The sequence below is a fragment of the Campylobacter concisus ATCC 51562 genome (assembly GCF_000466745.1).
GTDB classification, from domain to species: domain Bacteria; phylum Campylobacterota; class Campylobacteria; order Campylobacterales; family Campylobacteraceae; genus Campylobacter_A; species Campylobacter_A concisus_B.
Genome location: NZ_ANNI01000001.1, coordinates 159,570 through 183,987, shown reverse-complemented (window position 1 = coordinate 183,987; position 24,418 = coordinate 159,570). Strand labels below are relative to the sequence as shown.

Genomic DNA, 24,418 nt, shown 5'->3' with positions numbered 1-24,418 from the left:
ACTCAAAAAGGATAGCCTATGATACATAAAATTCTTATCGCAAATCGTGGTGAGATCGCAGTTAGGATAGTCAGAGCTTGTAGGGATTTACACATTCAAAGCGTAGGAATTTACACAGCGCCAGATAGCGAGTGCTTGCATGTAAGGATAGCTGATGAGGCCTATCAAGTGGGCGAAGATCCAATCAAGGGCTATCTTGACGCCAAAGCTATCGTAAAGCTTGCTAAAGAGTGCGGAGCTGACGCGATACACCCAGGATACGGCTTTTTAAGCGAAAACTACGAATTTGCAAAGGCGGTCGAGGACGCTGGGCTTATCTTTATCGGTCCAAAGGCTGAGGTGATCAGAAAAATGGGTGATAAAAATATCGCAAGATACCTAATGAAAAGAAACGGCATACCAATCGTGCCTGGCACTGAAAAGCTAAATGACGAGAGCATGGATGCCATAAAAGAGTACGCTAGACGCATCGGCTATCCAGTCATTTTAAAAGCAAGCGGAGGAGGAGGCGGCCGTGGCATCAGAGAAGTTTGGCAAGAAGAAGATATGCAAGATGCCTTTGAGTCGTGCACCAGAGAAGCAAAGACCTACTTTAACAACGATGAGGTTTTCATGGAGAAGCTTGTCGTTAATCCTCGTCACATCGAGTTTCAAATTTTAGGCGATAACTACGGCAATATCATCCACCTTTGCGAGCGTGACTGCTCTATCCAAAGGCGCCACCAAAAGATTATCGAGATCGCACCTTGCCCATCTATCAGCGAAAATTTAAGAAAAATAATGGGTGTGACCGCAGTGGCCGCTGCAAAAGCTGTGGGCTACTCAAACGTCGGAACGATCGAGTTTTTGCTAGATGACTACAATAACTTTTACTTCATGGAGATGAATACCCGTATCCAGGTGGAGCATGGCATCACTGAAGAGATCACCGGCCACGACTTAGTCGTTAGGCAAATAAGGATCGCTGCTGGTGAAATTTTAGAGATCGAGCAAAGTGACATCAAGCCACGAGGCTACGCAATAGAGGCTAGGATCACGGCTGAAAATGTCTGGGAGAATTTCATCCCAGCACCAGGCACGATCGAGGGCTACTACCCAGCTCTTGGCCCTTCTGTGCGCGTTGATAGCCACGTCTATAAAGACTACACCATACCGCCATTTTACGACTCGCTTATCGCAAAACTGATCGTCAAGGCGACTGATTATGACCTAGCGGTAAATAAGCTTGAAAGAGCACTTGAAGAATTTACCATCGAGGGCGTGCGAACGATCATCCCATTTTTGCTAACTATAAGCAAAAGCAAGGAGTTTAGAAGGGGATTTTTTGATACTAGCTACGTTGAGAAAAACTTAAAAACTATCCTTGAAAACACCTATGACGATATGAATAAAGAGCCAAACGATGATCTAGAAGAGGTCATCGTAGAGGCGATAAAAAGATATAAAAAGAAGAGATAAATTTATCTCATTGCGGCTTTGGCGATAAATTTCGCCAAAGCCAAATTTCCACACAAACTGCGTAAATTTTAAATTTGTCGTTTGCCATAGCGTAGAGCTTGCCACCGCTTACTAGCATGATCTGATCTGTAACTAAACCAAAATTTCAAACTATATCCTTTTTAGTAGCAAGCCATTTCTAGCGCTTATCAAAACTGGCTTATTTTTGCAATTTGCAAGTAAAATTTGACCCTCGACACAAACAAAATTCTCCGTGCCACTGGTTTTAAACTTAAACATCACCTCGCCACTTTTTGCATCCACGGCATAGAGATGTCCGCCATTGCTAGCGGTGCAAAAACAAAGCATTCGCCTTTCTTAACATCTCGCTTTTAGTGATTGCTAGTTTTTTAGTTATCTATGCTAGCTTTTTAAATTTATGAAGATCGTAGTCTAAGTTTGGCGGCAAATTGGTCAAATTTAAAAGCGCACCGAGTTAAATTTGATAAAATTTGCCAAAATCCAGCAGATTAAAGGACTGATATGTTTTTAAAGCTAGATGAAATCGCTCAAAAGTTAGATCAAATTTTCTTACCACTAGAGCAAGAGGGTATGACTGGCATGAGGCTCTTGCTTCAAAATGATGTTAAAGCTACCACACAAGCACTTAAAAACGCACAAGAAGCTCTTGGCGTAAATTTCCCAGCTAAATTTATAAAGCTTTTAAGCAAATTTGACCTTGGAAATTTTGAAATTTGCAATGTCAAATTTGGCTCTAGAGGCGACTATGCAAGCGAGATAGCACGACTAAATAGTATAGATGAGTACGGCGGCAAATGGTGGCAAGGTGAAGCTCGCCCTTTAAATTTAATAGTCTTTGCCGTGGGTGATCCGTGGATATTTTTGCTTGATTGCACGAGTGGCGCGGTCTATGCATGGCTGCTTGGAGATGAGGAGCTTTGCAGCAGGTGCGTCGCAAGCGACTTTGAGAAATTTTTCATAGCGCTTGCTAGCATCGATATAGCAAGGCTAAATGATGAAGCTATGCCATCAACCGAGCAAATCCTAAAATTTGTCCAAGCAGATGGTAGAGCCCTTCTTTTCTGGCAAGAGATGGCATATGAAATTTAGCAAAATCGGGCTTCCTAGCCTAAATTATCTTCTATAAATTTATTTCAGCGACCGAAACAAAAACCACTTTTCATAAATTTAGTTTCGATATGTAACGCTCATCGCCTAAAATAAAAATATAAAAATAAATTTAAATAAAAATTTTTTCTAGGAGAGTTAATATTCAACTACGAAAATTTGACGAATAGGAGCCAAAATGAGCGAGTACATCGAAAAAACGATGGAGTGGATAAAAAAGACCAATCCGGGTCAAGGCGTCTTTGTCCAGGCTGCGACCGAGGTGCTAAACAGCCTCGAGCCGCTTATAAAAAGAGAAAGCAAGTACCAAAAACACGCGATCCTAGAGCGCATAGTTATCCCCGAGCGCACGGTGATCTTTCGCGTCACGTACACGGGCGACGACGGCAGACCGCAGGTAAATAACGGCTACCGCGTGCAGTTTAACTCAGCCGTGGGCCCCTATAAAGGCGGTATCAGACTGCATCCTAGCGTGGATCTTGGCGTGCTAAAATTTCTTGGATTTGAGCAAATTTTTAAAAACTCGCTTACGGGCGTAAATATCGGCGGCGCAAAAGGCGGCAGCACCTTTGATCCAAAAGGCAAGAGCGAGGGCGAGATAATGCGCTTTTGCCAAGCATTTATGAGCGAGCTATACCGCCACATCGGCAACACCGTAGACGTGCCCGCAGGCGACATCGGCGTTGGCGCGCGCGAGATAGGCTATATGTTTGGGCAGTATAAAAAGCTAACCGGCAGATTTGACGGTATACTAACGGGCAAGGGGCTAAACTGGGGCGGCAGCCTAGCGCGCACGGAGGCGACAGGATACGGGCTGGTATATTTCACGCAAAATATGCTGCAAAAGGCGGGACTTGGGCTAGAGGGTAAAAAGTGCAGCATAAGCGGTAGCGGAAACGTCGCCATATACACTGTAGAAAAGCTCTATCAAGTAGGCGCGCTGCCTATCACGGTTTCTGATTCAAACGGATACGTTTACGACGCGGAGGGCATCGATCTAGCGGTGCTTAAAGAGCTAAAAGAAGTGAAGCGCGCTCGCCTTAGCGAATACACCAAATTTAGACCAAACGCAAAATATGTAAGCGTGAGCGAGTATAAAGAGGGCAGAAACGGCGTCTGGGACGTGCCATGCGACGGAGCCTTCCCATGCGCGACACAAAACGAGCTTCACCTAGCTGACATAAAAGTGCTTTACGCAAATGGCTGCCGCTTCGTAGCTGAGGGCGCGAACATGCCAAGCACGCTTGATGCGATAAATTTCATGCTTGCACAAAAAGACTTCCACTTTGCTCCAGCAAAAGCAGCAAACGCTGGTGGCGTGGGCACAAGCGGACTTGAGATGATGCAAAATGCTGGCATGACTTCGTGGAGCTTCGAGGAGGTCGATCGCAGACTCCATGGCATCATGAACCACATCTTTGAGCTAAGCTACGAAACGAGTAAAGAGTTTGGCGATGAGGGCAACCTAGTGCTTGGCTCAAATATCGCTGGCTTTAGAAAAGTGGCTGACGCGATGATAGATCAAGGATATGTGTAGGCCAATTTGGCTCTGTAAATTTACGTCCAAGCTAAATTTGGGCGTAAATCAATATAAGGCCAGCTTGTTTTAGTCAAAATAGGATTTGCCTTTTGCACGGCAAATTTTACTAGCAAGCTAGCAAATTTACGCTGCTTTGAAGCATTTTATACGATGTATATAGAGCGTTTGTTTTGACAAATTTTTGCTGGCGTGGCAGATGTGAATTTGAAGCTTGGTTAAATTTCACTAGGGTGGCGAGCAGACCACATTTTTTAGAGCTTTTAGTATAAATTTTGCTAAAAAAGCTGACATGACGGCAAATGGTGGAGCGGCAAGGTTTGAGCAGTAAAATTGAAAGTTTTTGCCGTGGAGCATCCTGTGGATATTTTTGCTTGATTGCACGAGTGGTGCGGTCTATGCGTGGCTTGTTTGACGATAAAGAAATTTGCAGCAAATGAGTTGCGAGAGAGAAATTTTCATAGCGCTTGCAACTTCGGCATAATAAGGCTAAATGACAAAATCCTACCAAAAAGCGAGCAAAACCTAAAATTTCTCAAACGGATAACAGAGCACATTTTTGGCAAGAGATAGTTAAATTTTATAAATTTAAGCCACACCTAAATTTCTCTTATCAAATTTTGCTACCACATAAAACAAAAGCAGTCAAATCCTTCGCAAAAAAGCATTTTAAAGCGATAAAAACTACTCGCATTTTTACAAGAAAAACCAAATTTCACTTATTAAATTTAACCAGCTATTAGGCAAAATTTAGCTCAAAGCACTCGCATAAACACTACAAATATCGAATTTACTCAAAAGAAGCTTTTATTTTTACTCTAGTATGCGGCTCTCACCCAGTCAAATTTCTGTAAAGCATCCATGCGAGCGATAAAAAATAGAAAAAATTCCAGCAAACAAAAATTAAAATTTTATAAATTTAAGCTATAAATAAAGAAATTATTTGCTAAATTTAGCTCCAAATAAAATAAAAGCAGTCAAAAGATTTGCAAAGGGCACTTATTAAAGCTATATTTCTCTCGTCAAGTTCAGCAACCTATTAGATGAAATTTAGCTCACGGCACTCGCACACGCACCATAACGCACCATAAATCTACAAGCTCACAAGAAGTTCAAATTTACTCTAATAGCCTGCGTTTGCTTGGTCAAATTTCAATAAAGCACTCACGCAAGCGATGTCAAAATGATTAAATTCTGCTAAGCAAAGATTAAAATTTGATAAATTTAAGCTACAAATAATCAAGTTTCTTACCAAATTTGCTCATCAAATAAAACCAAAAGTAGTCAAAGCTTTTGTAAAAAGTATTATTAAAGTGATATTCTCTTTGCCAAATTTAGCTAGCTCATAGGCAAAATTTAGCTTAAAAACTCTCACTCAAGCATATAAAAAACAAAATTTAAAACTCACAAGAAGTTTTAGGCACAGCGCTTTTGCGAGTGACAGCAAGACAATTAAATTCGAACAAGGGAATTTAAAATTTGCTAAATTTAAGCTACAAATAATCAAGTTTCTTACCAAATTTAACCTGCAATTAGACAAAATTTAGCTAAAAACATTCGCACAAACACTTAAATTTACAAACTCACAAGCCACATCAACCGCAAACACCATTGCGTAAATTTAGCAGATATAAAAATGATAGAATTTTTGAAAATAGTTATTTGTGAGTTTTTGTATTAAAAATTTAATAAAAAAGAGCAAGCCCTAGCCTGCTCTTTGTGAGAATTTAACCCTTTTTTGGAGTTACAAGCATATTTACATAACGACCTTCTATTATAGGCTCTTTGTCGCGGTCAGCCTCATCTTTGATCATCTCCCAGACCTTCTCAAGCATGGCTACGCCAGCCTCTGGGGTGCTCATCTCGCGACCCTTTAAAAATACACGAAATTTAACGTGTTTGCCATCTTGCAAAAACTCGCTTGCGTGTTTAACCTTGTAGTTTATATCGTTTTGGGCGATCTTGACAGAGAGTTTTATCTCTTTTATCTCGATGGTTTTTTGCTTTTTCTTGGCCTCTTTTTGCTTTTTCTCTTGCTGATAGCGGAATTTGCCGTAGTCCATTATCTTGCAAACTGGCGGCTTCGCATCTGGCGCTATAAGCACTAGATCAAGCCCAAGCTTATTTGAGATCTCTAAAGCCTCATCTCTTGAGATGACACCGTATGCCGTGCCATCATCCCCTACACATCTTACCTCTCTCGCCCTTATGTCCTCATTGAGCAATACTTCATTTTCCTTACTCAAAAATGTACCTCACTAAGTTTCTCCTTCGTTAAATTTATAAATTCCGCCAAGCTCATATCGCTCTGCGTCCTAGCCTGTCTGTCGCGCAATGCAACGCTCTTGTTCGCTACTTCGTTGTCACCTAGCACGACTATCATAGGCACCCTTTGTTTTTCTGCCGTTCTTATTCTCTTATTTAAACTCTCATTTTTACTTGCGATCTCGCTATCGACGTTGATCTTTCTTAGCTCGCGTGAAATTTCTTTTGCGTAGTCTAAATGCGCGTCGCTAATAGGCACGATGACGACTTGCGTAGGAGCTATGAAAAATGGTAGCTCGCCAGCAGTGTGCTCAAGTAAAATTCCTATAAATCTCTCAAAACTGCCAAGCAAGGCTCTGTGAAGCATTACAGGGCGCTGTCTTTCGTTATTTGCGTCGATGTAGCCTAGATCAAAGCGCTCTGGCAAGTTAAAATCAACTTGTATCGTGCCGCACTGCCACTTTCTCTTAAGCGCGTCAGTTATCTTAATGTCGATCTTTGGTCCATAAAATGCGCCGCCGCCCTCGTCGATGCCGTACTTAAAGCCATTTTCATCAAGAGCTTCTTTTAGCGCTTTTGTAGCTGTATCCCAAATTTCATCGCCACCGATCGCTTTGGCTGGCTTGGTTGATATCTCCATCTCATAGTGGAAACCAAAATTTTCCATTATCGTGCCAGCAAATTTTAAAATTTCTAAGATATTTTCTTTGATCTGGCTTGGCATACAAAAGATATGTGAGTCATCTTGAGCAAATTCGCGAACCCTGAAAAGTCCGTGAAGCACGCCGCTTTTCTCATGACGGTGCACGACGCCGTATTCAAAAAATTTAAGCGGGAGATCGCGGTAAGAGCGGATGTCACTTTGATAAACTTTGATGTGACCAACGCAGTTCATCGGCTTGATGCCATACTCTGTCTCATCGATCGTTGTAAAGTACATATTTTCTTTGTAGTTTGCGTAGTGGCCGCTTCTTCTCCACACGTCAGCCTTTAAAAGCTCAGGACCTCGCACTGGCTCATAGCCGCGGTCGCGGTGGGCTTTGTATAAGAGCTGCTCTAGTTTTGATCTTAAGCGTCCGCCATTTGGTAGCCAGATAGGCAAACCGCCACCCACTTCTTCATCAAATGTAAATAGCTTCATCTCGACGCCAAGCTTTCTGTGATCGCGCTTTTTAGCCTCTTCGATGATGCGGATGTGCTCTTTTAGACTCTCTTTGTCTGCGTAAGCTGTGCCGTAAATTCTAGTTAGCATCTCACGGTTCTCATCTCCGCCAAGATAAGCCCCAGCCACACGTGTAAGCTTGAAAAATTTTAAAAATTTAGTATTTGGTACGTGTGGTCCACGGCAAAGATCTTCAAAATCACCTTGTGAGTAGCTGCTAACTTCACCATCTGGGATTCTTTTTAAGACCTCTTGCTTTAGGTCGTCATCTTTAAATTTATCGCTCATATTAGCTTTGGTTGAGCAGGTTTTGATGATATCAATTTTCTTCTCAGCAAGCTCTTTCATCTTATCTTCGATCACTGCTAGATCGCTCTCGCCTAGCTTCGTACCCTCATCATCAACTCTAAAATCATAATAAAATCCATCTTCTACATTTGGTCCGACAAAGAATTTCGCCTTTGGATAGAGTGATTTGATAGCTTGTGCCATGAGGTGCGCACAGGAGTGTCTGATAACGTGTAGTGCCTCTTTTGAGTTGTCAAAATAGATAGGCTCAGCACTACTCTCACGCCCTGCGATACTTTGAGTATCGACTATTTCGCCATTTAGTTTGTATGCGATGATATCGCTCATTGTTTTTCCTTATATCAAATTGTCTTTTTTACGATAAAAGAACGATTAAGGATTTTATCTAAATGGGCTTTAAGCTAAACTTAATATTTACTAAGCAAATTTTTATAAATTCTTTTTAAATCCACAAGCTTTGATCTATAAATTTATTTATGAAATATATATATTTATATTTAAATGTATAAATCCCTAAATTTAAAGCTTTTTATTTATATAATTTATTATACTTTAAGATTATGCCTGATAATATTTGTTCTTGAAATGAATTTAGCAATTTCTCGTCTTTGCATTATTTAAATTCATTTTTCTCCCGACAATATTTAGTGCTAGGAAGTGGTTAGCCTAGCACTTTTTCATTCTGCAAAATTTATTAGCGTTGGTCGCACTATCTTTGTATAATCTTTTGTATTTAAAATGATCGATCTATCAAGTAGTCCCGCATTAAATGCGATCTCATCGTTTCTTTGTAGTAACCTTTCATCAACTACAATGTGTAAATTTTTATGAAAGCTAAACGGTGGCACTGAACCAAAAACACAATCTGCCAATGCCAAAACTTCATCTGGACTAGCTAGGCTTGCCCTTTTGCCGTCAAATTTTTGTGTCAAGCTATCAAGATTTGCCTGCATATCAGCTGGCAAAATAGCCAAAATATAAATTTTACCAGCCTTCATCGCTGGCTTTTCATCGCTTAGCAAATAATCATTTAGCACATTTTCATCTTTAAAAATTTGCCTAAATTTTTCCTCATCTACCCCTTTTATAGAGCAAACTAGAGCCTTTGCGCCTTGGCTCATCTTTGTTCCCCTAAGTTTTGCCACCTCTTCTGAAGTGGTCGCACTCTCATGATTTAGAACTTTAAATTTAGCTTCATTCTTGCTAAGAAGCTCATAGATCTTATTAAAAATTTGCTCAGACACAGCTCTTTCCTTTAGATAAATTTTAGTTAAAATTATACCGCTAAAACTTACAAAAGGCAGAAAAATGCAGATAAATTTAGACGACATAAAGATCGAGCCAAGTTGGAAAGAGGTGCTAAAAGATGAGTTTTTGAGTGAAAATTTCGCGCGTATCAAAGAAAATTTCTTAAAAGCAAAGAGCACTGGCACCGTCTATCCGCCAAGCGCGCTTATATTTAATGCATTTAACCTAACGCCATTTCACTCTGTCAAAGTCGTCATCCTAGGCCAAGATCCATACCATGGCGCAAATCAAGCCATGGGGCTAAGCTTTTCAGTGCCTAGTGGTGTAAAAGTCCCCCCAAGTCTTGTGAATATTTATAAAGAAATTTACGCTGATCTTGGCACAAAAGAGCCAAATAGTGGCGATCTTACAAAGTGGGCAAAGCAAGGCGTGCTGCTTCTAAACTCAACTTTAAGTGTTAGTGCTGGAGTGGCAAATTCCCACGCAAGCTTTGGCTGGCAGGGCTTTACTGACGCTGTAATAAAAAAGATAAGCGAAAATTTACAAAACGTAGTTTTCATGCTTTGGGGCAATCCAGCTAGAGCCAAAGCACCGCTCATTGACGCCAGCAAGCACCTCATCTTAGAGGCAGCACATCCAAGCCCACTGGCTCGTGGCGCATTTTTTGGCTGCCGTCACTTCTCAAAAGCAAATATCTATCTAGCAAACCATGGCAAAACACCAATAGACTGGGATCTAAACGTAAAAATTTGATCTATTTTTTTAGATCATTTAAAAGTTTGTTTGTCTCTTCAAGCTTTCTTTTGCAAAATTTCTCATCTTTGTTTTGCAAAATTATGGCTTCTTGGCCGCTTTGTCTTTGTTTAAACTCATCAAATTTAAGCTCAAAAAGCCTTAGCTCCTTTTCATCATTTGCAAGTCGCTTGCTCTCTTTGGCATAAAGCTCGTCAAGATATAGCCTACTTTGCTTGATATATTCATTGCAAACATCGTTTGCATGGACTAAGTTTATGCCAAATAAAATGGCAAAAATGGCTATTTTTCTCATGTTTTTCCTTGAAATTTTTGCGTTATACTAGCCTTTAAGCACTTAAATTTTAAAATGCTCTTTCAAAAAAAGGATAAAAAATGAGACGAAAAGATAGAGAGCTAAGCCGTGAAGATGGCCTAAAAATCATAGATGAATGTGAATATGCGGTAATTTCATGTGTGGATGATGAGGGAGAAATTTTTAGCGTACCGATCTCGCCTGTTAGAGTTGGTGAAAGCATTTTTATACACGGAGCTACCGCTGGCTGTAAGGCAAAACTACTTCAAGATGGACGAAAAGTGGAGTTTGTCTGCGTTAGTTTTAACAAAGTCCCACATCTAAGCGAAAGCGAGTTAGATGCGATAAAAGACGACGGCAAGGCACTTGGAGGTAAGGTTTTTACGACTGAGTATAAAAGTGCCATCGCAAAAACTAGAGTTTACGAGATCACAGACGAAGCTAAAAAATATGAAATTTTAAAAATTCTCAGCCTAAAATATACAGCTTATGCGATGAACACCTTTGAAACAGCGGCTCAGTATGGGTTAAAGATTACTAAAATTTATGAGTTTAAGATAGAAAGTCTTAGCGCGAAAGCTAAAATTTTGCCAAAACCAGCAAAGTAAAGGAAGAAATTTGAGCTCACTTGCACTGATGTTTAGACCAAAAAGCTTGGATGAAATTTGCGGACAAAAAGCGGTTAAAGCAGCATTTTTAAAATTTATAGCCTCTAACAAAATCCCACACTCCATCTTTTATGGTCCAGCAGGCTGTGGCAAGACGAGCTTTGCAAGAGCAGTAGCAAGCGGCGCAAACTACGACTTTTACGAATTTGATGGCGGAAATTTAAAGATAGATGACTTTCGCAAAATTTTAAAAAACTACGAAAACGCCTTAAATAAGCCACTCTTTTTCATAGACGAGATCCACCGCCTAAGCAAAACCCAACAAGAAGCACTGCTAATTCCCATGGAAAACTACAAAGCCTTAGTCATCGGTGCTAGCACGGAAAATCCCTTTTTCACGCTAAGCTCAGGCATCAGAAGTCGCTCTATGCTCTTTGAGTTTAGGCCGCTTAGCAGTGGCGATTTTGAGGAGCTTCTTGGCAAGATAAGAGAGCAAATTTCATTTAGCATAGACGAGGAAGCCAAAGAATATCTATTTAAAAGTAGCGGTGGCGACGCAAGAGCTATGCTAAATTTACTAGAATTTGCCATCACGCTTGATGAAAATGTGAGTCTGGAAAATTTAAAGACACTGCGTCAAAACGCCCTAAAAGAGGGAGCAAAAGAGGATGATACGCACTACGAGCTAGCAAGCGCTTTTATAAAAAGCCTACGTGGAAGCGACGAAAACGCCGTTATCTACTATCTCGCAAGGCTCATAGACTCTGGCGAGAGTGCGGACTTCATCGCTAGAAGGATGGCGATATTTGCCAGCGAAGACATCGGCAATGCAAACCCAAATGCGCTAAATTTAGCCGCAAGCACACTAAGTGCGGTAAAAGAGATAGGCTTTCCAGAGGCTAGGATAATACTAGCTCAGTGCGCCGTCTATCTAGCTAGCTCGCCAAAGTCAAACTCCAGCTATAACGCGATAAATGCCGCCCTAAGATACGTGCAAAGCGAGGAAATTTTAAAGATCCCGCCATATCTAAAAAACCACACAAAAGAGAGCAAAGACTACCTTTATCCGCATGATTTTGGTGGCTGGGTCGAGCAAAAATATCTAGAAAAACCGCTCGTTTTTTACAAAAGCAAGGACATAGGCTTTGAAAAAACGCTAAATGAGTGGCTAGAAAAGATAAGGTCAAAGGGTAAAATTTAGGCTTTACTCTGTCAATTTGAAAGGTCTGTTTTAAATTTAAAGATAGAAGACGTTGGAGTAGATTAACGACGGCTTATGGCATAGCAAGCGAATTTCCAGAAATTTTTAAACAACTTTGGGCGGCGATTTACGGACAAAATACGGCAAATCCAGCAAATAACAATGAAGTAAAAATTTAATACCAAAACCGCTTATAACGTGCTTTATAAGATTTTTAGCAAAACCAAGAGTCAAATACGTTTTGCCAAGTTATATCCGCACAAGAAAGATTGCAAATTTCTCGTAAAAGCCGTCTGAAACACGCAAAAATCTAATTTTAAAATCCAAAAATCAAGAAATAATTTTAGCCATTCTAAACCTTCACTGTGGGATAAATTTAGAAATTATCAATCAAAAAACGCCTTAGAGCGTAAAAATATTGGTCGTAAAATCTTGCTAGTAAAAGCAAGTTCACAGCGAGTAAGCCGAAACTAGCACAAAATTTTAAACCAAGCTAAAAAATTTTTCTTATTTATTTTAATTTTATATTTTTTTAAATATACTCGCTCTCTAAACTACACCAATGAAAGTTAAGAAAATGCTTACAAATTTTGCTGAAATTTTAAATAATTGCGTTGAGAGTATAAATTCATTTCTTTGGGGTCCATACTTCCTTATCGCCCTACTTTGCGGCACCGGACTATTTTTTACTATTAGGCTTGGGTTTGTTCAAATTTTTAAGTTTAAAATGGGCCTAAGAGAACTTTTTGGGAATTTCTCGCTTCACGGCGAAGCTGCTGGCAAGGCTGGTATGAGCCAGTTTCAAGCAGTTGCAACTGCGATCGCCGCACAAGTTGGCACCGGCAATCTAGTAGGCGCGACAACAGCTCTTATCATGGGTGGCCCTGGAGCGATATTTTGGATGTGGTGCGCTGCATTTTTAGGCATGGCTACAAATTTTGCTGAAATTTGCCTAGCTCAAATTTACCGCACAGAAGATGACAGCGGTCACACGATAGGCGGTCCAGCATTTTATATAAGTCGTGGATTAAAGGGAAAATGGGCAAAAATTTTAGCTGGATTTTTCGCTATCGCCATCATTATCGCACTTGGCTTTATCGGAAATATGGTGCAAGCAAACTCGATCTCAGACGGCTTTAAAGGTGCCTTTGGTATACCTCAGTGGATAACTGGAGCTTTTTTAGCAATCGTCTGTGCGGTCATCTTTATAGGTGGCGTAAAGGCGATCGCAAGAGTGGCTGAAAAGATCGTGCCTTTGATGGCTTTACTTTATGTAGGTGTTGGACTAATCATTATCGCTTTAAATTTTCACGAAATTCCAGATGCAGTTTTGCTTATCTACAAAGCAGCATTTGATCCTTCAGCTGCGTGGGGTGGAGCGACTGGAGCTAGTATAGCAGCTGCGATGAGATACGGCATAGCAAGGGGCCTTTTTAGCAATGAAGCTGGCATGGGCTCAACTCCACACGCGCACGCCGCAGCTAATGTCAAACACCCGGTCGATCAAGCAGTACTTGGCATAATGAGCGTATTTGTAGATACTTTTATCGTTTTAAATATAACCGTTTTTGTAGTACTTACCGCAAATGTCATCAGCTTTGAAAACGGCAAGGCAGTCTTTACAGGTATCACCTTGGTGCAAGAAGCCTTCTCATCGCATATCTTTGGCAAGGTTGGCGGATATAGCTTCGTAGCTGTTTGCCTATTTTTCTTTGCGTTCACAACGATTCTTGGATGGTACTATTTTGCTGAGATCAATGTAAGATACCTTCTTGGGGCAAAAGCGGTCAGAGCTTTTCAAATTTTAGTAGTCGTTTTTGTATTTTTGGGAAGCTTGCAAAAGGTTGATTTTGTCTGGAGCCTAGCAGATATGTTTAATGGCTTGATGGTTGTGCCAAATTTAATTGCCATCATCATTTTAAGCCCTATCGTGGCAAAACTTTTAAAAGATCACGATGCTGGCAAAGAGTATGATGTGAAAGATTATTTGAAATAAATCTTTACCGAATCTTTAAAAAATTTACTAATAATTAATTTTTAAATCTCTTGTTTAGGATATTTTATTAGAAGTGGTGGCCCCGAATGGACTCGAACCATCGACCACTACCATGTCAAGGTAGTGCTCTACCAACTGAGCTACGGGACCAAAGATTTGGGATTATATTTTATTTTCTATTTTATTTAGCTTAATTCTTTAGTAATTAAATTTATTTATAAGCAGTAAATGTAATGGATAAAATTGGAATTAGCTAACACTTGTTTCACAGTTATCGGTAAAGATGAAAACTATCCGGTCAATATCGGCAACTCACAAGTTATCGCCACAAAAACCCCTTGGCACTCCTAAAGAGCTAAAATGTGTAAGCTACCACTATGATATAGGGCATATAGCGTTAGCTTTAGAAATTATCTTTAGTACTGAAGCCAACATATAAAATTCATGAGAGAAAGATACTAGAGCAAAAGATTGATACTAAGAAAAATTCTTCAAAGGTGAGTATAAACCTACAAAAGAGGAAGAGGAATTTTTAAAACAAAAGGCTGATAAGAATAATACAAAATCAGTTAGTGGACTAACGGGGTAGAAGTCTAGCCTAGAAAACTAGTGAGCTTGTCTTGGTTTTATTATTTAAATCACGATAAGCTTGCTGAAGTCAAGTCAATATAAAATTTTTTAAATTAAAAACCTAAAAATGGCAATGTGCTATTTCCCAATAATAATCTTTACAAGTATTTCATTCTTTTCATTTATATTAAATTTTACTTCAGCTATTTTTCTGCTTTCTATACCCATTTGGACTATCATTTCTGGATTTTGTATAAAATAAATCATCTTTTGTGCCAAAATTTTACTATCAAATGGTGGTACCAAAAACCCATTTACACTATCTTCAACAGTTTCTTTACATCCTACACTATTTGTGGTTATTACTGCCCTTCCTATCGCCATGGCTTCCTGCGTACTTCTTGGCACACCTTCTCTGTAATACGAAGGCAAGACAAAAATAGAACTATTCACGATCCGTTCTTTTATATTATTTACGAAGCCAGGGTATATAACTACACCACTATCAAGATAAGGTTTTAGTTCTTCATGCGTTAATCCAAATGGATTGTGCTCATCAAAACTACCAAATATATAAAACTTTACATCTTTATATTTTTCTTTTACGATTTTAGCTGCTTCCAAATACTCAAATATTCCCTTTTCTGCAAGAAGTCTTGCTATAAAAATAAAATTTATAGGTTCAATAGGTGCTTTAGTATATGAGAATTTATCAAGATCAACACCTATACCACCTAATATATTTATGGACTTTGCTTTTATATTGTATCTATCAATCAAGTCCTTTTTATCGTCATTATTTAAAAATATAAGCTCGTCAAGAGATGGTAGTGAAATTTTATATAAAAGAACTTGTATAGTTTTGATAATTTTCGCCTTCATTGTTTGCCCATTTTTATGAACTGTAAAAGCTCCACCAAGCCCTTCTATCATGCCTGCTATTCTTGGCACTCTTGCTATTTTTGCGGCTATAGTTACAAAAATAACTGGTTTAACAAAAAAAGAAAAAATCGCATCTGGCCTATGCTGCCTAAATAGCTTAATAAAATCATATGTAGCAATGAGATCTTTAAATGGATTTAGCCCTTTTGCATTTAAAGTATGGTCAAGCGGTGTTGCACCCAATGAGATTATTTTTTTTCTACTTTCTTCATTGTAGTCACTAACTAAACAGTAGACATCATGCCCTTTTGATACAAGTAATTTTATGAGCTCTTCTCTAAAATTTATCATCATAGACGAGACATTACCGATTATAAAAATTTTCATAGCAACTCCAATCATATGAATCTAAAAATTTCTAAGCCTAATAAATACTTTTTTTGCAAAAACAAAAATTTGCGAGAACCCTATAAAAACAGTGCTATATAAAATTTTATAGATTATATTTCTATTGATTTGAAAAACATATTTTATATTATTTGCTTCTGGGCATATAGCATTTATTTGTTTTTTAAAATCACTTTCAGAATAATCCAAAGTAAATTTTAAAATAGTAGGAATGTGAAATTTAAAATATTCATCAAAAAGATCTTTTTGTATCAAAAAATTCTTTACAGCTCTGCTAAAATCAGCAAAATCATCAAGGGCTTTTTTATTATTTGAAAAACTACTAGAAAGCGAATTAGGATTTGTTCTATAGTGATAAAATGGTTTTGCAATGTGAGTAATTTTTTTTGCCCAATAAACAAGCTGTAAATTTACAAAACTATCTTCACAGTGTGAAAAATATGGAAATTCAACATTTTCATAAAGCTCTCTTTTAACCAATTTATCACACATGGAAACAGAAATTTCATGAGATAAAATAGCTTTTACAAAGTTCAAATTAGACTTTGGGTAATTTTTTGTATAAAAAAAACTTTTTACAACGCTTTTTTTATTAAATTCTTTAATATAGTCAAAACAAACTATGTCTGCATAACTTTTTCTAGCTTCACTCATCAAAGAACTTACCATATCTTTATCGACCCAGTCGTCACTATCTACATGTAAAATGTATTTGCCACTTGATATTTTCAACCCACTTTTTCTAGCTTGCGGTAAGCCTTCATTTTTTATTTTATTAATGATTTTTACATGGCTTTTTCTATTTGGGTATCTTTCAATAATGTCCTTCAAAATTTTCATAGAACTATCTGGAGTGCAATCATTTACAAAAATATACTCTATATTGTTATAGTCTTGCTCTAAAAGCGTAGTTGCACATTTTTCTATATATTTCTCCACATTATATATGGGAACTATTATAGAAACACCATAGTCTTTCATTTATATATCTTTATAATTTTCTAAAATTTTTAATAAGTCTTAAAATAAATAGAGTAGTTTGCACAAATTTATTTTCGCCCATCACCACCTGAACTCTATAAAATTCACAAAGAGCTCCTAACATATCAATACTACTAACTCCATAATTTGAAAATTTACCTACAACACTTTTTGCAACTTTTATCTTTGCCCCATAATTTGCAGCAGTCAATACAAATAGCTGATCTGCCGCTATTGGAAATTTTCTTGAATAGTAACCAAGTTTTTGATGAAGACTTGTGCGGTATATTGAGCCTACAGCATGTCCAGAGATGTAGTGAGCTTGTGCCTTTAGCCATCTTGGTCCACCATTTGGCTCAATTTTGCCATTATTAGTATCAATACAAGCTGTTATTATGTCTACACCATCCCCCATGGCTTTCTTATAATCTTTAATAGCATTTGGATAAAGCTCATCATCAGCACCGATAACAAGATAGAATTCTCCATTACAAGCTTTTATGCCTCTATTTAAAGCATCATAAATCCCAAAGTCTTCGCCCGAGATTACTTTTATATTTATCCCGCCAGTATTTTTTAAAATTTCTAAAGTCTTATCGCTAGACACTCCATCAGAAATGATCCACTCAAAATCTTTATCGACTTGCTCTTGTAGACTTTTTATTAATCTAGGTAAGAATTTTTCTACATTATAAGTTGCGGTAATTACACTAAGTCTTGTGGGTCTTTCTTCATAATTTTTATAGTAGATATCTTTATTCATTGGTTTCTTTTAATATGTTATTCACCTCATCAGTCTTATTTAATAATTTTTCTATCAATCTTAATAGATCTTTTGAATAATTATCGAAGCTTAACTCTTTATAAAAAAAATCTATGCAAGCTTTATTAATATGCCGAGATGGTTTAAAGTGTTCTAATATAACTGGAATTTCTTCTATACTTTTTATAGAAAAACCTAAATTATTCTTTTTAATACTCTCATCCAAAATTTTATTTTTTGTAGTTATAATTGGTAATCCATTTTGCAAATAAGTACTTATTTTCCCAGAAGCTAGCCCAATAAATTCAATATTTTTTCCCGTATATTTATTGGCAAAATTAGGACAATATGTTGCTAACCCCAAATCTGCACAATGTAATATTTTATGCATATCGCCAGTATCTTTTATTTTTATATTTGAAAAATATACTTTCTTATTCTTGTATTTAAGAATATGTGGGTATAGCTTATTTACTTTTTTTTGTGTATCACCATATCTATCATGTAAAACAAATACCCAAGAATCTGGAAAATTATTAACATTTGCTAAAACCTTGTCAATACAAGTCCATCTATCAACCGATCCTATAAATATTAATATGTTCTTATCTTTTGAAATATCAAGCTCATCATAAATTAAATACTCTTTTTTATAAGAAAAAAAATCTGATGATGATACTGGTATTGTGAAAATTTTTTTACTACTTATTTTATTTTCTTCAGAAAGAAATCTTGCCCTGATATCATCTTGAGTTATTGCAAAATCTAATTCTTGTGATGCATTTATTTCTATTTTTTTTTCTTTGTAGCCACATTCATCATAAAAAAAAATTTCATACGATATAAGTCCAAATGGAACTTTTATTCTTTTTGCAAATTCGCTTGCCAATAGTAGCCCAAGTTGATCTACACCTATAATCAAATCATACAAATCTCTTGAGAAATATTTTTTTTCAAAAAATTTATAAAAAAATTTAAATAAAAAACGATTCCATAAAATTCTATTAAATATTCTATTGAATATCTTATTGTAAACCTTAACTATATGTTTAAACTCAAGGCTATCATATGCCACCTTTAAATTCGGTAAAAAAATTTCTAAACTATAGTTAGCATTCAATAACTTAATTATTGAATATAAATTTGGATTATTATAAATATTTCCTTCAGGATGAATAATCAAAATTCTTTTCTTACTATCCATGTCACATTCCAACTCTTAAAACTAGGTTTTCTATAGCTCATCCATTCATATTTCTTTAAAATCTTAAGACCGACCGTTTCACAAATAAATTCTAGCTCCGTATCAAAAAAATACCTCATTTTGTGCAATTCTTTTTTTTCTACTACTTTTTTCGATATCTTATCTTCTATAAAAATATCATAGTTCACGTCTACAATATTTCTTTGGGCATAAATAATAGGCTCTGCAAGTCTTGTTATTTTTATATTCTTATCTTCAAGTCTCTTAATTCTAGTTACCGGCAAATCCGTAAGCACGGCTGGTCCATACCAAAAATCAAAAATAAAAATTCCATGTGTATTTAAATGCTTCTTAGCTATCTCAAATACTTTTAATAGCTCACTATTCGTATTTTGATAACTCATAACATGAAACAAGGAAGTAATTACATCAAATTTTTTATCAATATTTAAATTTTGAATACTTGAATGACTAAAATCAAGCCTGTCTTCCTTTCCAATCTTTCTTTTATTTGCAATTTTAAGCATATCTTGGCTTAAGTCTATACCGTGAACTTTATAGCCCTTTTCACATAAAAGTTCAGCATGTTTTCCGGTGCCACAGCCCATATCTAGCAACGTTTTAGCATTTTGACAATTCTTTTTTATTAGAAAATCTATATATTCAACTTCACCAGAATAATTTTTATCTTCATAAAGAAGATCATAGTATTTTGAATATAAATCTCCAAATTGTTTCATTTTAAAACCTCATGCATAATTTTCGAAACTTCTTTTATCTGTTCTTCCGTAATTGCTAGGCCACTTGGAATATAAAATCCTCTTTCATAAAGTTTTTTAGCATTTGGATAGTCTTCATTTTTAAAAAGTCCCATATTTTTAAAAACTGGTTGTTCATGCATGGGATAAAAAAAAGGTCTGGTTCCAACTCCTTTAATAGCAAGTTCTTGCATAATATCTTTTGCTATTTTTTTGCAAACATCTTTAAGTGTAATGGCAAATACCCAATAAATATTTTCTGCAAATGGCTTATTTTTTATAGGTAAATTTATGGTATCTATATCGCCTAGCAGCTCCTGATACATACTGCCTATCCATCTTTTTTTAATTATATGTTCCTTTATCCTTTCCAATTGTGCAACTCCGAGCGCCGCCTGGATATTTGTCATTCTAAGATTGCTCCCAAGTCTTTCGTGAATAAATCTTTTCTTTCCATCTGACGAAAAACAAAGATTTCTTAGGCTTTTGCATTTCTCGTACAAATTTTCATCATCTGTTAATACCATGCCACCCTCACCAGTTGTAACATGTTTATTTGGATAAAAACTAAATATGCTTATATCGCCAAAAGACCCACACATTTTATTGTTATATGTCTGTCCATGCATCTCGGCTGCATCTTCTATAATTCTAAGATTATATTTTTTTGCCAAATTTAAAATCGGATCAATATCCACAGGTAGCCCATATATATGAACAACCATTATGGCTTTTGTATTTGGTGTAATTTTTGCCTCAATATCTTCCACTTTCATATTAAAGCTATCATACTCACTATCTACTAATACTGGCTTTGCCCCAACTTTCACAACTGCTTGAGCACAAGATATTATCGTAAAACTAGGCATTATAACTTCATCATTTTTACCAAGGTCAAGCGCTTCTATAGCCATCTCAAGAGCAGCGGTTCCATTTGTTACAGCAACAGCATATTTTCTACCTATATAGCTAGACATATTTTCTTCAAATTTTTTTATAAATGGACCCTCGCTACTTATCCACCCAGTATCTATACACTCATTTAGATATTTTTTTTCATTACCATTTAGTAATGGCTCATTTACTGGTATAAAGTCCATCATTTAATCTCCAATCTTTCTTTTCGCACTGGTTCAAACCTTATTTTATCCATTTCCCCTGCATAAGGACCTTGCTTTACTTCAATAATTTCACTTTCTTCTATCATCTCAAAACCATGTCCACCAAAAGCTAGAAGTACTACGTCTCCTTTGTTGAGTATAGTGCTTTGCAAATAATTTTTATTGTCATCATAAAAATCAACTCTTACTTTACCACTTTTAATATATAAAACCTCTTGAGTATACCGAACTTCTCTAGATACTGCATTATGAACATGTGGAGGAATTACATAATTTTTAGGTCTTTTCATGTATGCGAGCTGCTGAGAAAAATCATCCGGAGTAAAAAATTCTATTCCATCCTTTTCATAGTTTGCTCTTATGATTACTGATAATAATTTTTGATTATATGTTATATTTTGTATCATTTATTCTCCCGATAATTAAATCAATAATTTTATATATATTATCTAAATTATAATTAGTATGTTTTTTTTCCTGTTCTATACGATCCAATAAGTAAATTAGTAATTGCGCATATGGGTTCTCGAAGTTAAAATGGTTAAAATATTCCTTGTATTTAATTAGTATTCTGCCATCAATAACAATTTGTTTAACGACTTCAAGCCAATTAATATTTTTCTTTTCAAAAACAATCAATTCAATAACAAAATATATTTCATCCATCCATATAAACTGAAAACGCTTAAAACAATCCAAATCTATCAAATAATATCTATCCTCATTTTTCAATATATTTCTGATATGAAAATCTCCATGCGAGGGAGCCAAATATTTTTCCATTTCAAATACTTTTGTAAATATTTTTTTTAAAATATTAAATTCATCATCAGTTCTTGAAATTAATTTAATTGACTCTAATATATTATTAAAATAGTTTACATTTACACTTCTTAGCATATTTTTTTCAAAGACTCTTCGCACATATTCATAAGACAATTTAAAGTCTAATTGACATATATTTTGAACTGTATTAGATTCCAAAAATATAAAACCAAATTTTCTTTTAATTTTTAAAGGTAGTAAAATATCATAGATTTCAGCATAGTTGTTTTTTATATACTCTCTATTAAATATTTCTTTTGCTAATGAATTTCTATTAATTTCAATTTTATAAGATTTATGGTTACCCACAATAGTTAAAGCCCCAAAGATATATCTTATAAATATAATTTCTTGATTTTTATTATCAAATAGTAAAAACATACTTTTTGAAATACTTATATTTAAAATTTTATTTATTATTAAATAAAATTTGTATTGTAGAAAGTATAAAACTTTTTTTATTAAAACATGTAATTTTTGTGACATAATCAAATATTAACACTATTTGCCAGTTTTAAATGCGACCATGAGGATACACCAAACTTCATAATATTATTATTTATTACTGAATATGCTTTATCTATATCAACTTTATGGCCATTTGTTCCCCAAACGTTATTTAACACTTCACTTGTTATTATTGGATCATTTTCTAAATTACATAAGTCTACAAAAATACCATATACCAATAAGGCATCACTAATTTTTTTTTGGCTTAAACGATCAATATCTAACAATTGATTTAGAATTTGCCCATATTCTATTTTGCTATTTGGCTCTATAGTAAAACCAAATCCGCTATAGAAGGTATCCCCTGATAATATTACTGGGATTCCAAAACAGCTATATTCAATACCTGCAGTTCCTCTTGCAGTAACAATAGCCTTTGCTAAATTTTGCATGGAAGACGTATTAAAATCTTCTGGTGACAAAAATATATTGTCTAGCTTTAAATCAGATATTATCTTCTTTACTATTCCATCTTCTTTATATACATACGATGATGGGTGTGGCTTTACGATCCAATTTATATCTTTGTTTAAACTAGCTTGCTTTATTGTAAAAATAAGCCAATCATAGTAATCGCTAAAAAGCATATTTTCTCCTAAAGATAAAGGAGCATCTGAAAAAACATGAGCCAAGATAAACACAAACGGATTTTTATTATTAATTTTTAATATATGCCTTAACTCAAAATCACTGTATATTTTTTTATTACTATATGCTGCGACCAGATCATGCTGTTTAAACTCTCCGCTAAGCCTAGCATCTAGATTTATTTTAGAATTTTTAATAAATTCTTCTTTATCTTTGAGATTAAGTATTCTAGCTTTAATCATACTCCTTAATGAAGAGTGATAAGAAGGATATTTTATTTTATCATTATTAAGCGAATTAGATAGTAGTAAGACCGCATCTGTTGTTTCGATTACTTGGATGCTTTTTGTATACGCTACTCTAGCCAAGATACCGTACTGGGCATATTGGGTATGAGTGACTATTATAATCTTATAAATATTAGGATCTATTATTTTATTATAAAAATTTATTAAATAGATAGATTCAAAAATTAATTTGAATACTTTTGAATCTTTGTATGTAGACGAATAATCTATACCATAAGATTTTAAGTAAGAGTCTATTATGAAGTCTCCTATTTTTATATTAATATATCTTAGTTTTTTTAATTCCATGTTACTATGCATATATTTAAAATATACAAAAACTGATTTAAAATAAGACAAGAATAATAATTTTATAGAAAATATATTTTTTGTAAAAATAAAATTTGACAATCCTAGTTTTTTACACATGTTTATTTCTTTTAAAGAATTATTTTTAAAGCCATTAAATACAATATCTATTGATAAATTATATGTTTTATTAAATAAATTTGCCAACGACAATAATCTAAAAAAATAGTTTGGTCCTACTTTTATTAAGTCACCCTCCATTAAAATTCTATTTTTACTCGTGTTTTCAAATATACATTCTTTTTTTAATAAATCAATAAAATTTTTCTCATTTGTATTCAAATTTATATTTACTTTTTTATTAAAAATATTTAATAAATACTGTTTTATTAAAGATAATAATACTCTAACTATAATCACAAGCTAAACCCATCATCAACTACAATATTTTGACCATTTACATATCTACTCATATCACTCAGTAAATATACTAAGGTGCCTTTTAGGTCACAATCATTTAACATACCCTTGTTTAGGCACTGATCTTTATATTTTTTCAAAAAAGAATCTGGTTGATTATCAAATATACCTCCGGGACTTAGTGCGTTTACCTTTATATTCATCCCTTTAAAATATTTTGCCATATATTTTGTAAGATGAATAAGCCCTGATTTAATGGCTGCATATTCAACTGGCGTAGTCATATGTGTATCTTTATATATCTCAAATCGAGGTGCAACAACGCCATAAATTGATCCTATATTTATAATATTTCCATATCCCTGCTTTTTAAAGTAAAGTACAAACTGTTGTGAAGCTATAAAATATCCGCCAAGGTTTAAACCTAAATTTTGCACAAAATCCTCATATTCAACATCAAAAAAATGCTTGCCATAATTTTTATTTCTAGGATAGGCATTATTTACCAAAGCATCTATTTTTTTATACTTATTGTCTAAGTAATCTATGCAGCTATTTAAAGAGTTTTTTGATGTTATATCAACTTTTATAAAATCTATATTTGAAGTGTTTAATTCTCGCGATAGATTAAGCCTTGCTTTTAGACCAAGCTCTTCATTTATATCAGCTATTATAGCCATACCATTATTTTCAACAACCGCTTTTACAAACTCCTTTCCTATAAGGCCTGCTCCACCAGTTATAACTACAACTTTATCTTTAAGCACTATCATATCTCCTCATAAAGTTCTTTTGCTGTATTAATATATTTCAATATTTTATCAAAACTTTA

At 35.2% G+C, this 24,418-nt stretch carries 22 protein-coding genes and 1 tRNA gene; 7 read left to right on the top strand and 16 right to left on the bottom strand.

The genetic code is table 11. The features are described from left to right. Positions 1-18 precede the first annotated feature (18 nt). Entirely contained in the window at positions 19-1,458 is a 1,440-nt protein-coding gene (locus ATCC51562_RS00895; RefSeq protein WP_021090374.1) for an acetyl-CoA carboxylase subunit A, read from the top strand. Positions 1,459-1,608: 150 nt separating this feature from the next. Here ATCC51562_RS00895 and ATCC51562_RS09780 read toward each other — a convergent pair whose 3' ends face one another. After that, the gene (locus ATCC51562_RS09780; protein WP_021090333.1) at positions 1,609-1,806 is read right to left on the bottom strand and encodes a PQQ-binding-like beta-propeller repeat protein; all 198 of its coding nucleotides are present in this window, start codon (positions 1,804-1,806) and stop codon (positions 1,609-1,611) included. Between the two features lie 174 nt (positions 1,807-1,980). Here ATCC51562_RS09780 and ATCC51562_RS00885 point away from each other — a divergent pair, with 174 nt between their 5' ends. Together ATCC51562_RS00885 and gdhA are read left to right on the top strand one after the other, a co-directional pair. Then, positions 1,981-2,568: an SMI1/KNR4 family protein gene (locus ATCC51562_RS00885; RefSeq protein WP_035167072.1), complete on the top strand. Its 588-nt coding sequence runs from the start codon at positions 1,981-1,983 to the stop codon at positions 2,566-2,568. A gap of 196 nt (positions 2,569-2,764) precedes the next feature. Beyond that, positions 2,765-4,123 (top strand): NADP-specific glutamate dehydrogenase, encoded by a 1,359-nt coding sequence (gene gdhA / locus ATCC51562_RS00880; RefSeq protein WP_021090281.1) that lies wholly within the window; start codon positions 2,765-2,767, stop codon positions 4,121-4,123. A 1,727-nt stretch (positions 4,124-5,850) separates the two neighbouring features. On the opposite strand, the gene infC is transcribed toward gdhA, so the two are convergent. The 3 genes from infC to ATCC51562_RS00865 all read right to left on the bottom strand — a co-directional run bounded on the left by infC (position 5,851) and on the right by ATCC51562_RS00865 (position 9,103). Next, complete coding sequence (gene infC / locus ATCC51562_RS00875) at positions 5,851-6,369, bottom strand: translation initiation factor IF-3 (protein WP_009295104.1); 519 nt, start codon at positions 6,367-6,369, stop codon at positions 5,851-5,853. Continuing rightward, positions 6,366-8,186: a threonine--tRNA ligase gene (thrS, locus tag ATCC51562_RS00870; protein WP_021090296.1), complete on the bottom strand. Its 1,821-nt coding sequence runs from the start codon at positions 8,184-8,186 to the stop codon at positions 6,366-6,368. The genes infC and thrS overlap by 4 nt, the downstream gene beginning before the upstream one ends. A gap of 350 nt (positions 8,187-8,536) precedes the next feature. Then, a complete protein-coding gene (locus ATCC51562_RS00865) occupies positions 8,537-9,103 on the bottom strand; it encodes a YbaK/EbsC family protein (RefSeq protein ID WP_021090274.1) in 567 nt (188 codons plus the stop codon). A 64-nt stretch (positions 9,104-9,167) separates the two neighbouring features. Here ATCC51562_RS00865 and ung point away from each other — a divergent pair, with 64 nt between their 5' ends. Next, entirely contained in the window at positions 9,168-9,860 is a 693-nt protein-coding gene (ung, locus tag ATCC51562_RS00860; protein WP_021090289.1) for a uracil-DNA glycosylase, read from the top strand. A 1-nt stretch (position 9,861) separates the two neighbouring features. Here ung and ATCC51562_RS00855 read toward each other — a convergent pair whose 3' ends face one another. Continuing rightward, entirely contained in the window at positions 9,862-10,155 is a 294-nt protein-coding gene (locus ATCC51562_RS00855; RefSeq protein ID WP_021090199.1) for a hypothetical protein, read from the bottom strand. Positions 10,156-10,235: 80 nt separating this feature from the next. Between ATCC51562_RS00855 and ATCC51562_RS00850 the strand changes: the two genes are divergently transcribed. The 3 genes from ATCC51562_RS00850 (at position 10,236) to ATCC51562_RS00840 (ending at position 13,960) form a co-directional block, all read left to right on the top strand. Then, positions 10,236-10,763, top strand: a complete 528-nt coding sequence (locus ATCC51562_RS00850) for a pyridoxamine 5'-phosphate oxidase family protein (RefSeq protein ID WP_021090286.1) — start codon at positions 10,236-10,238, stop codon at positions 10,761-10,763. A gap of 28 nt (positions 10,764-10,791) precedes the next feature. Further along, the gene (locus ATCC51562_RS00845) at positions 10,792-11,964 is read left to right on the top strand and encodes a replication-associated recombination protein A (RefSeq protein ID WP_235044173.1); all 1,173 of its coding nucleotides are present in this window, start codon (positions 10,792-10,794) and stop codon (positions 11,962-11,964) included. A 577-nt stretch (positions 11,965-12,541) separates the two neighbouring features. Next, complete coding sequence (locus ATCC51562_RS00840) at positions 12,542-13,960, top strand: alanine/glycine:cation symporter family protein (protein WP_021090237.1); 1,419 nt, start codon at positions 12,542-12,544, stop codon at positions 13,958-13,960. Between the two features lie 74 nt (positions 13,961-14,034). On the opposite strand, the gene ATCC51562_RS00835 is transcribed toward ATCC51562_RS00840, so the two are convergent. From ATCC51562_RS00835 to ATCC51562_RS00785, 11 genes are all read right to left on the bottom strand, one after another. Next, positions 14,035-14,110, bottom strand: a tRNA-Val gene (locus ATCC51562_RS00835). A 558-nt stretch (positions 14,111-14,668) separates the two neighbouring features. Further along, a complete protein-coding gene (locus tag ATCC51562_RS00830) occupies positions 14,669-15,799 on the bottom strand; it encodes a glycosyltransferase family 4 protein (protein WP_021090391.1) in 1,131 nt (376 codons plus the stop codon). 21 nt (positions 15,800-15,820) lie between these two features. Then, positions 15,821-16,801: a glycosyltransferase family 2 protein gene (locus ATCC51562_RS00825; protein ID WP_021090250.1), complete on the bottom strand. Its 981-nt coding sequence runs from the start codon at positions 16,799-16,801 to the stop codon at positions 15,821-15,823. Between the two features lie 10 nt (positions 16,802-16,811). Then, positions 16,812-17,564, bottom strand: a complete 753-nt coding sequence (locus tag ATCC51562_RS09395; RefSeq protein WP_021090349.1) for a glycosyltransferase — start codon at positions 17,562-17,564, stop codon at positions 16,812-16,814. After that, entirely contained in the window at positions 17,557-18,768 is a 1,212-nt protein-coding gene (locus tag ATCC51562_RS00815) for a hypothetical protein (RefSeq protein ID WP_021090201.1), read from the bottom strand. Before ATCC51562_RS00815 ends, ATCC51562_RS09395 begins: the two co-directional genes overlap by 8 nt. Further along, complete coding sequence (locus tag ATCC51562_RS00810) at positions 18,744-19,508, bottom strand: class I SAM-dependent DNA methyltransferase (RefSeq protein WP_021090392.1); 765 nt, start codon at positions 19,506-19,508, stop codon at positions 18,744-18,746. Before ATCC51562_RS00810 ends, ATCC51562_RS00815 begins: the two co-directional genes overlap by 25 nt. Next, on the bottom strand, positions 19,505-20,629 hold the full coding sequence (locus ATCC51562_RS00805) for a DegT/DnrJ/EryC1/StrS family aminotransferase (protein ID WP_021090405.1): 1,125 nt from the start codon (positions 20,627-20,629) through the stop codon (positions 19,505-19,507). Before ATCC51562_RS00805 ends, ATCC51562_RS00810 begins: the two co-directional genes overlap by 4 nt. Then, positions 20,626-21,054 carry a hypothetical protein gene (locus ATCC51562_RS00800; protein WP_035167068.1) on the bottom strand — a complete coding sequence of 143 codons (429 nt, stop codon included), beginning with the start codon at positions 21,052-21,054 and terminating at the stop codon, positions 20,626-20,628. The genes ATCC51562_RS00805 and ATCC51562_RS00800 overlap by 4 nt, the downstream gene beginning before the upstream one ends. Then, entirely contained in the window at positions 21,032-21,958 is a 927-nt protein-coding gene (locus tag ATCC51562_RS00795) for a hypothetical protein (protein WP_021090344.1), read from the bottom strand. The genes ATCC51562_RS00800 and ATCC51562_RS00795 overlap by 23 nt, the downstream gene beginning before the upstream one ends. A gap of 2 nt (positions 21,959-21,960) precedes the next feature. Next, complete coding sequence (locus tag ATCC51562_RS00790; protein WP_021090334.1) at positions 21,961-23,586, bottom strand: hypothetical protein; 1,626 nt, start codon at positions 23,584-23,586, stop codon at positions 21,961-21,963. Then, the gene (locus ATCC51562_RS00785) at positions 23,583-24,359 is read right to left on the bottom strand and encodes an oxidoreductase (RefSeq protein ID WP_035167064.1); all 777 of its coding nucleotides are present in this window, start codon (positions 24,357-24,359) and stop codon (positions 23,583-23,585) included. Before ATCC51562_RS00785 ends, ATCC51562_RS00790 begins: the two co-directional genes overlap by 4 nt. Positions 24,360-24,418 lie beyond the last annotated feature (59 nt).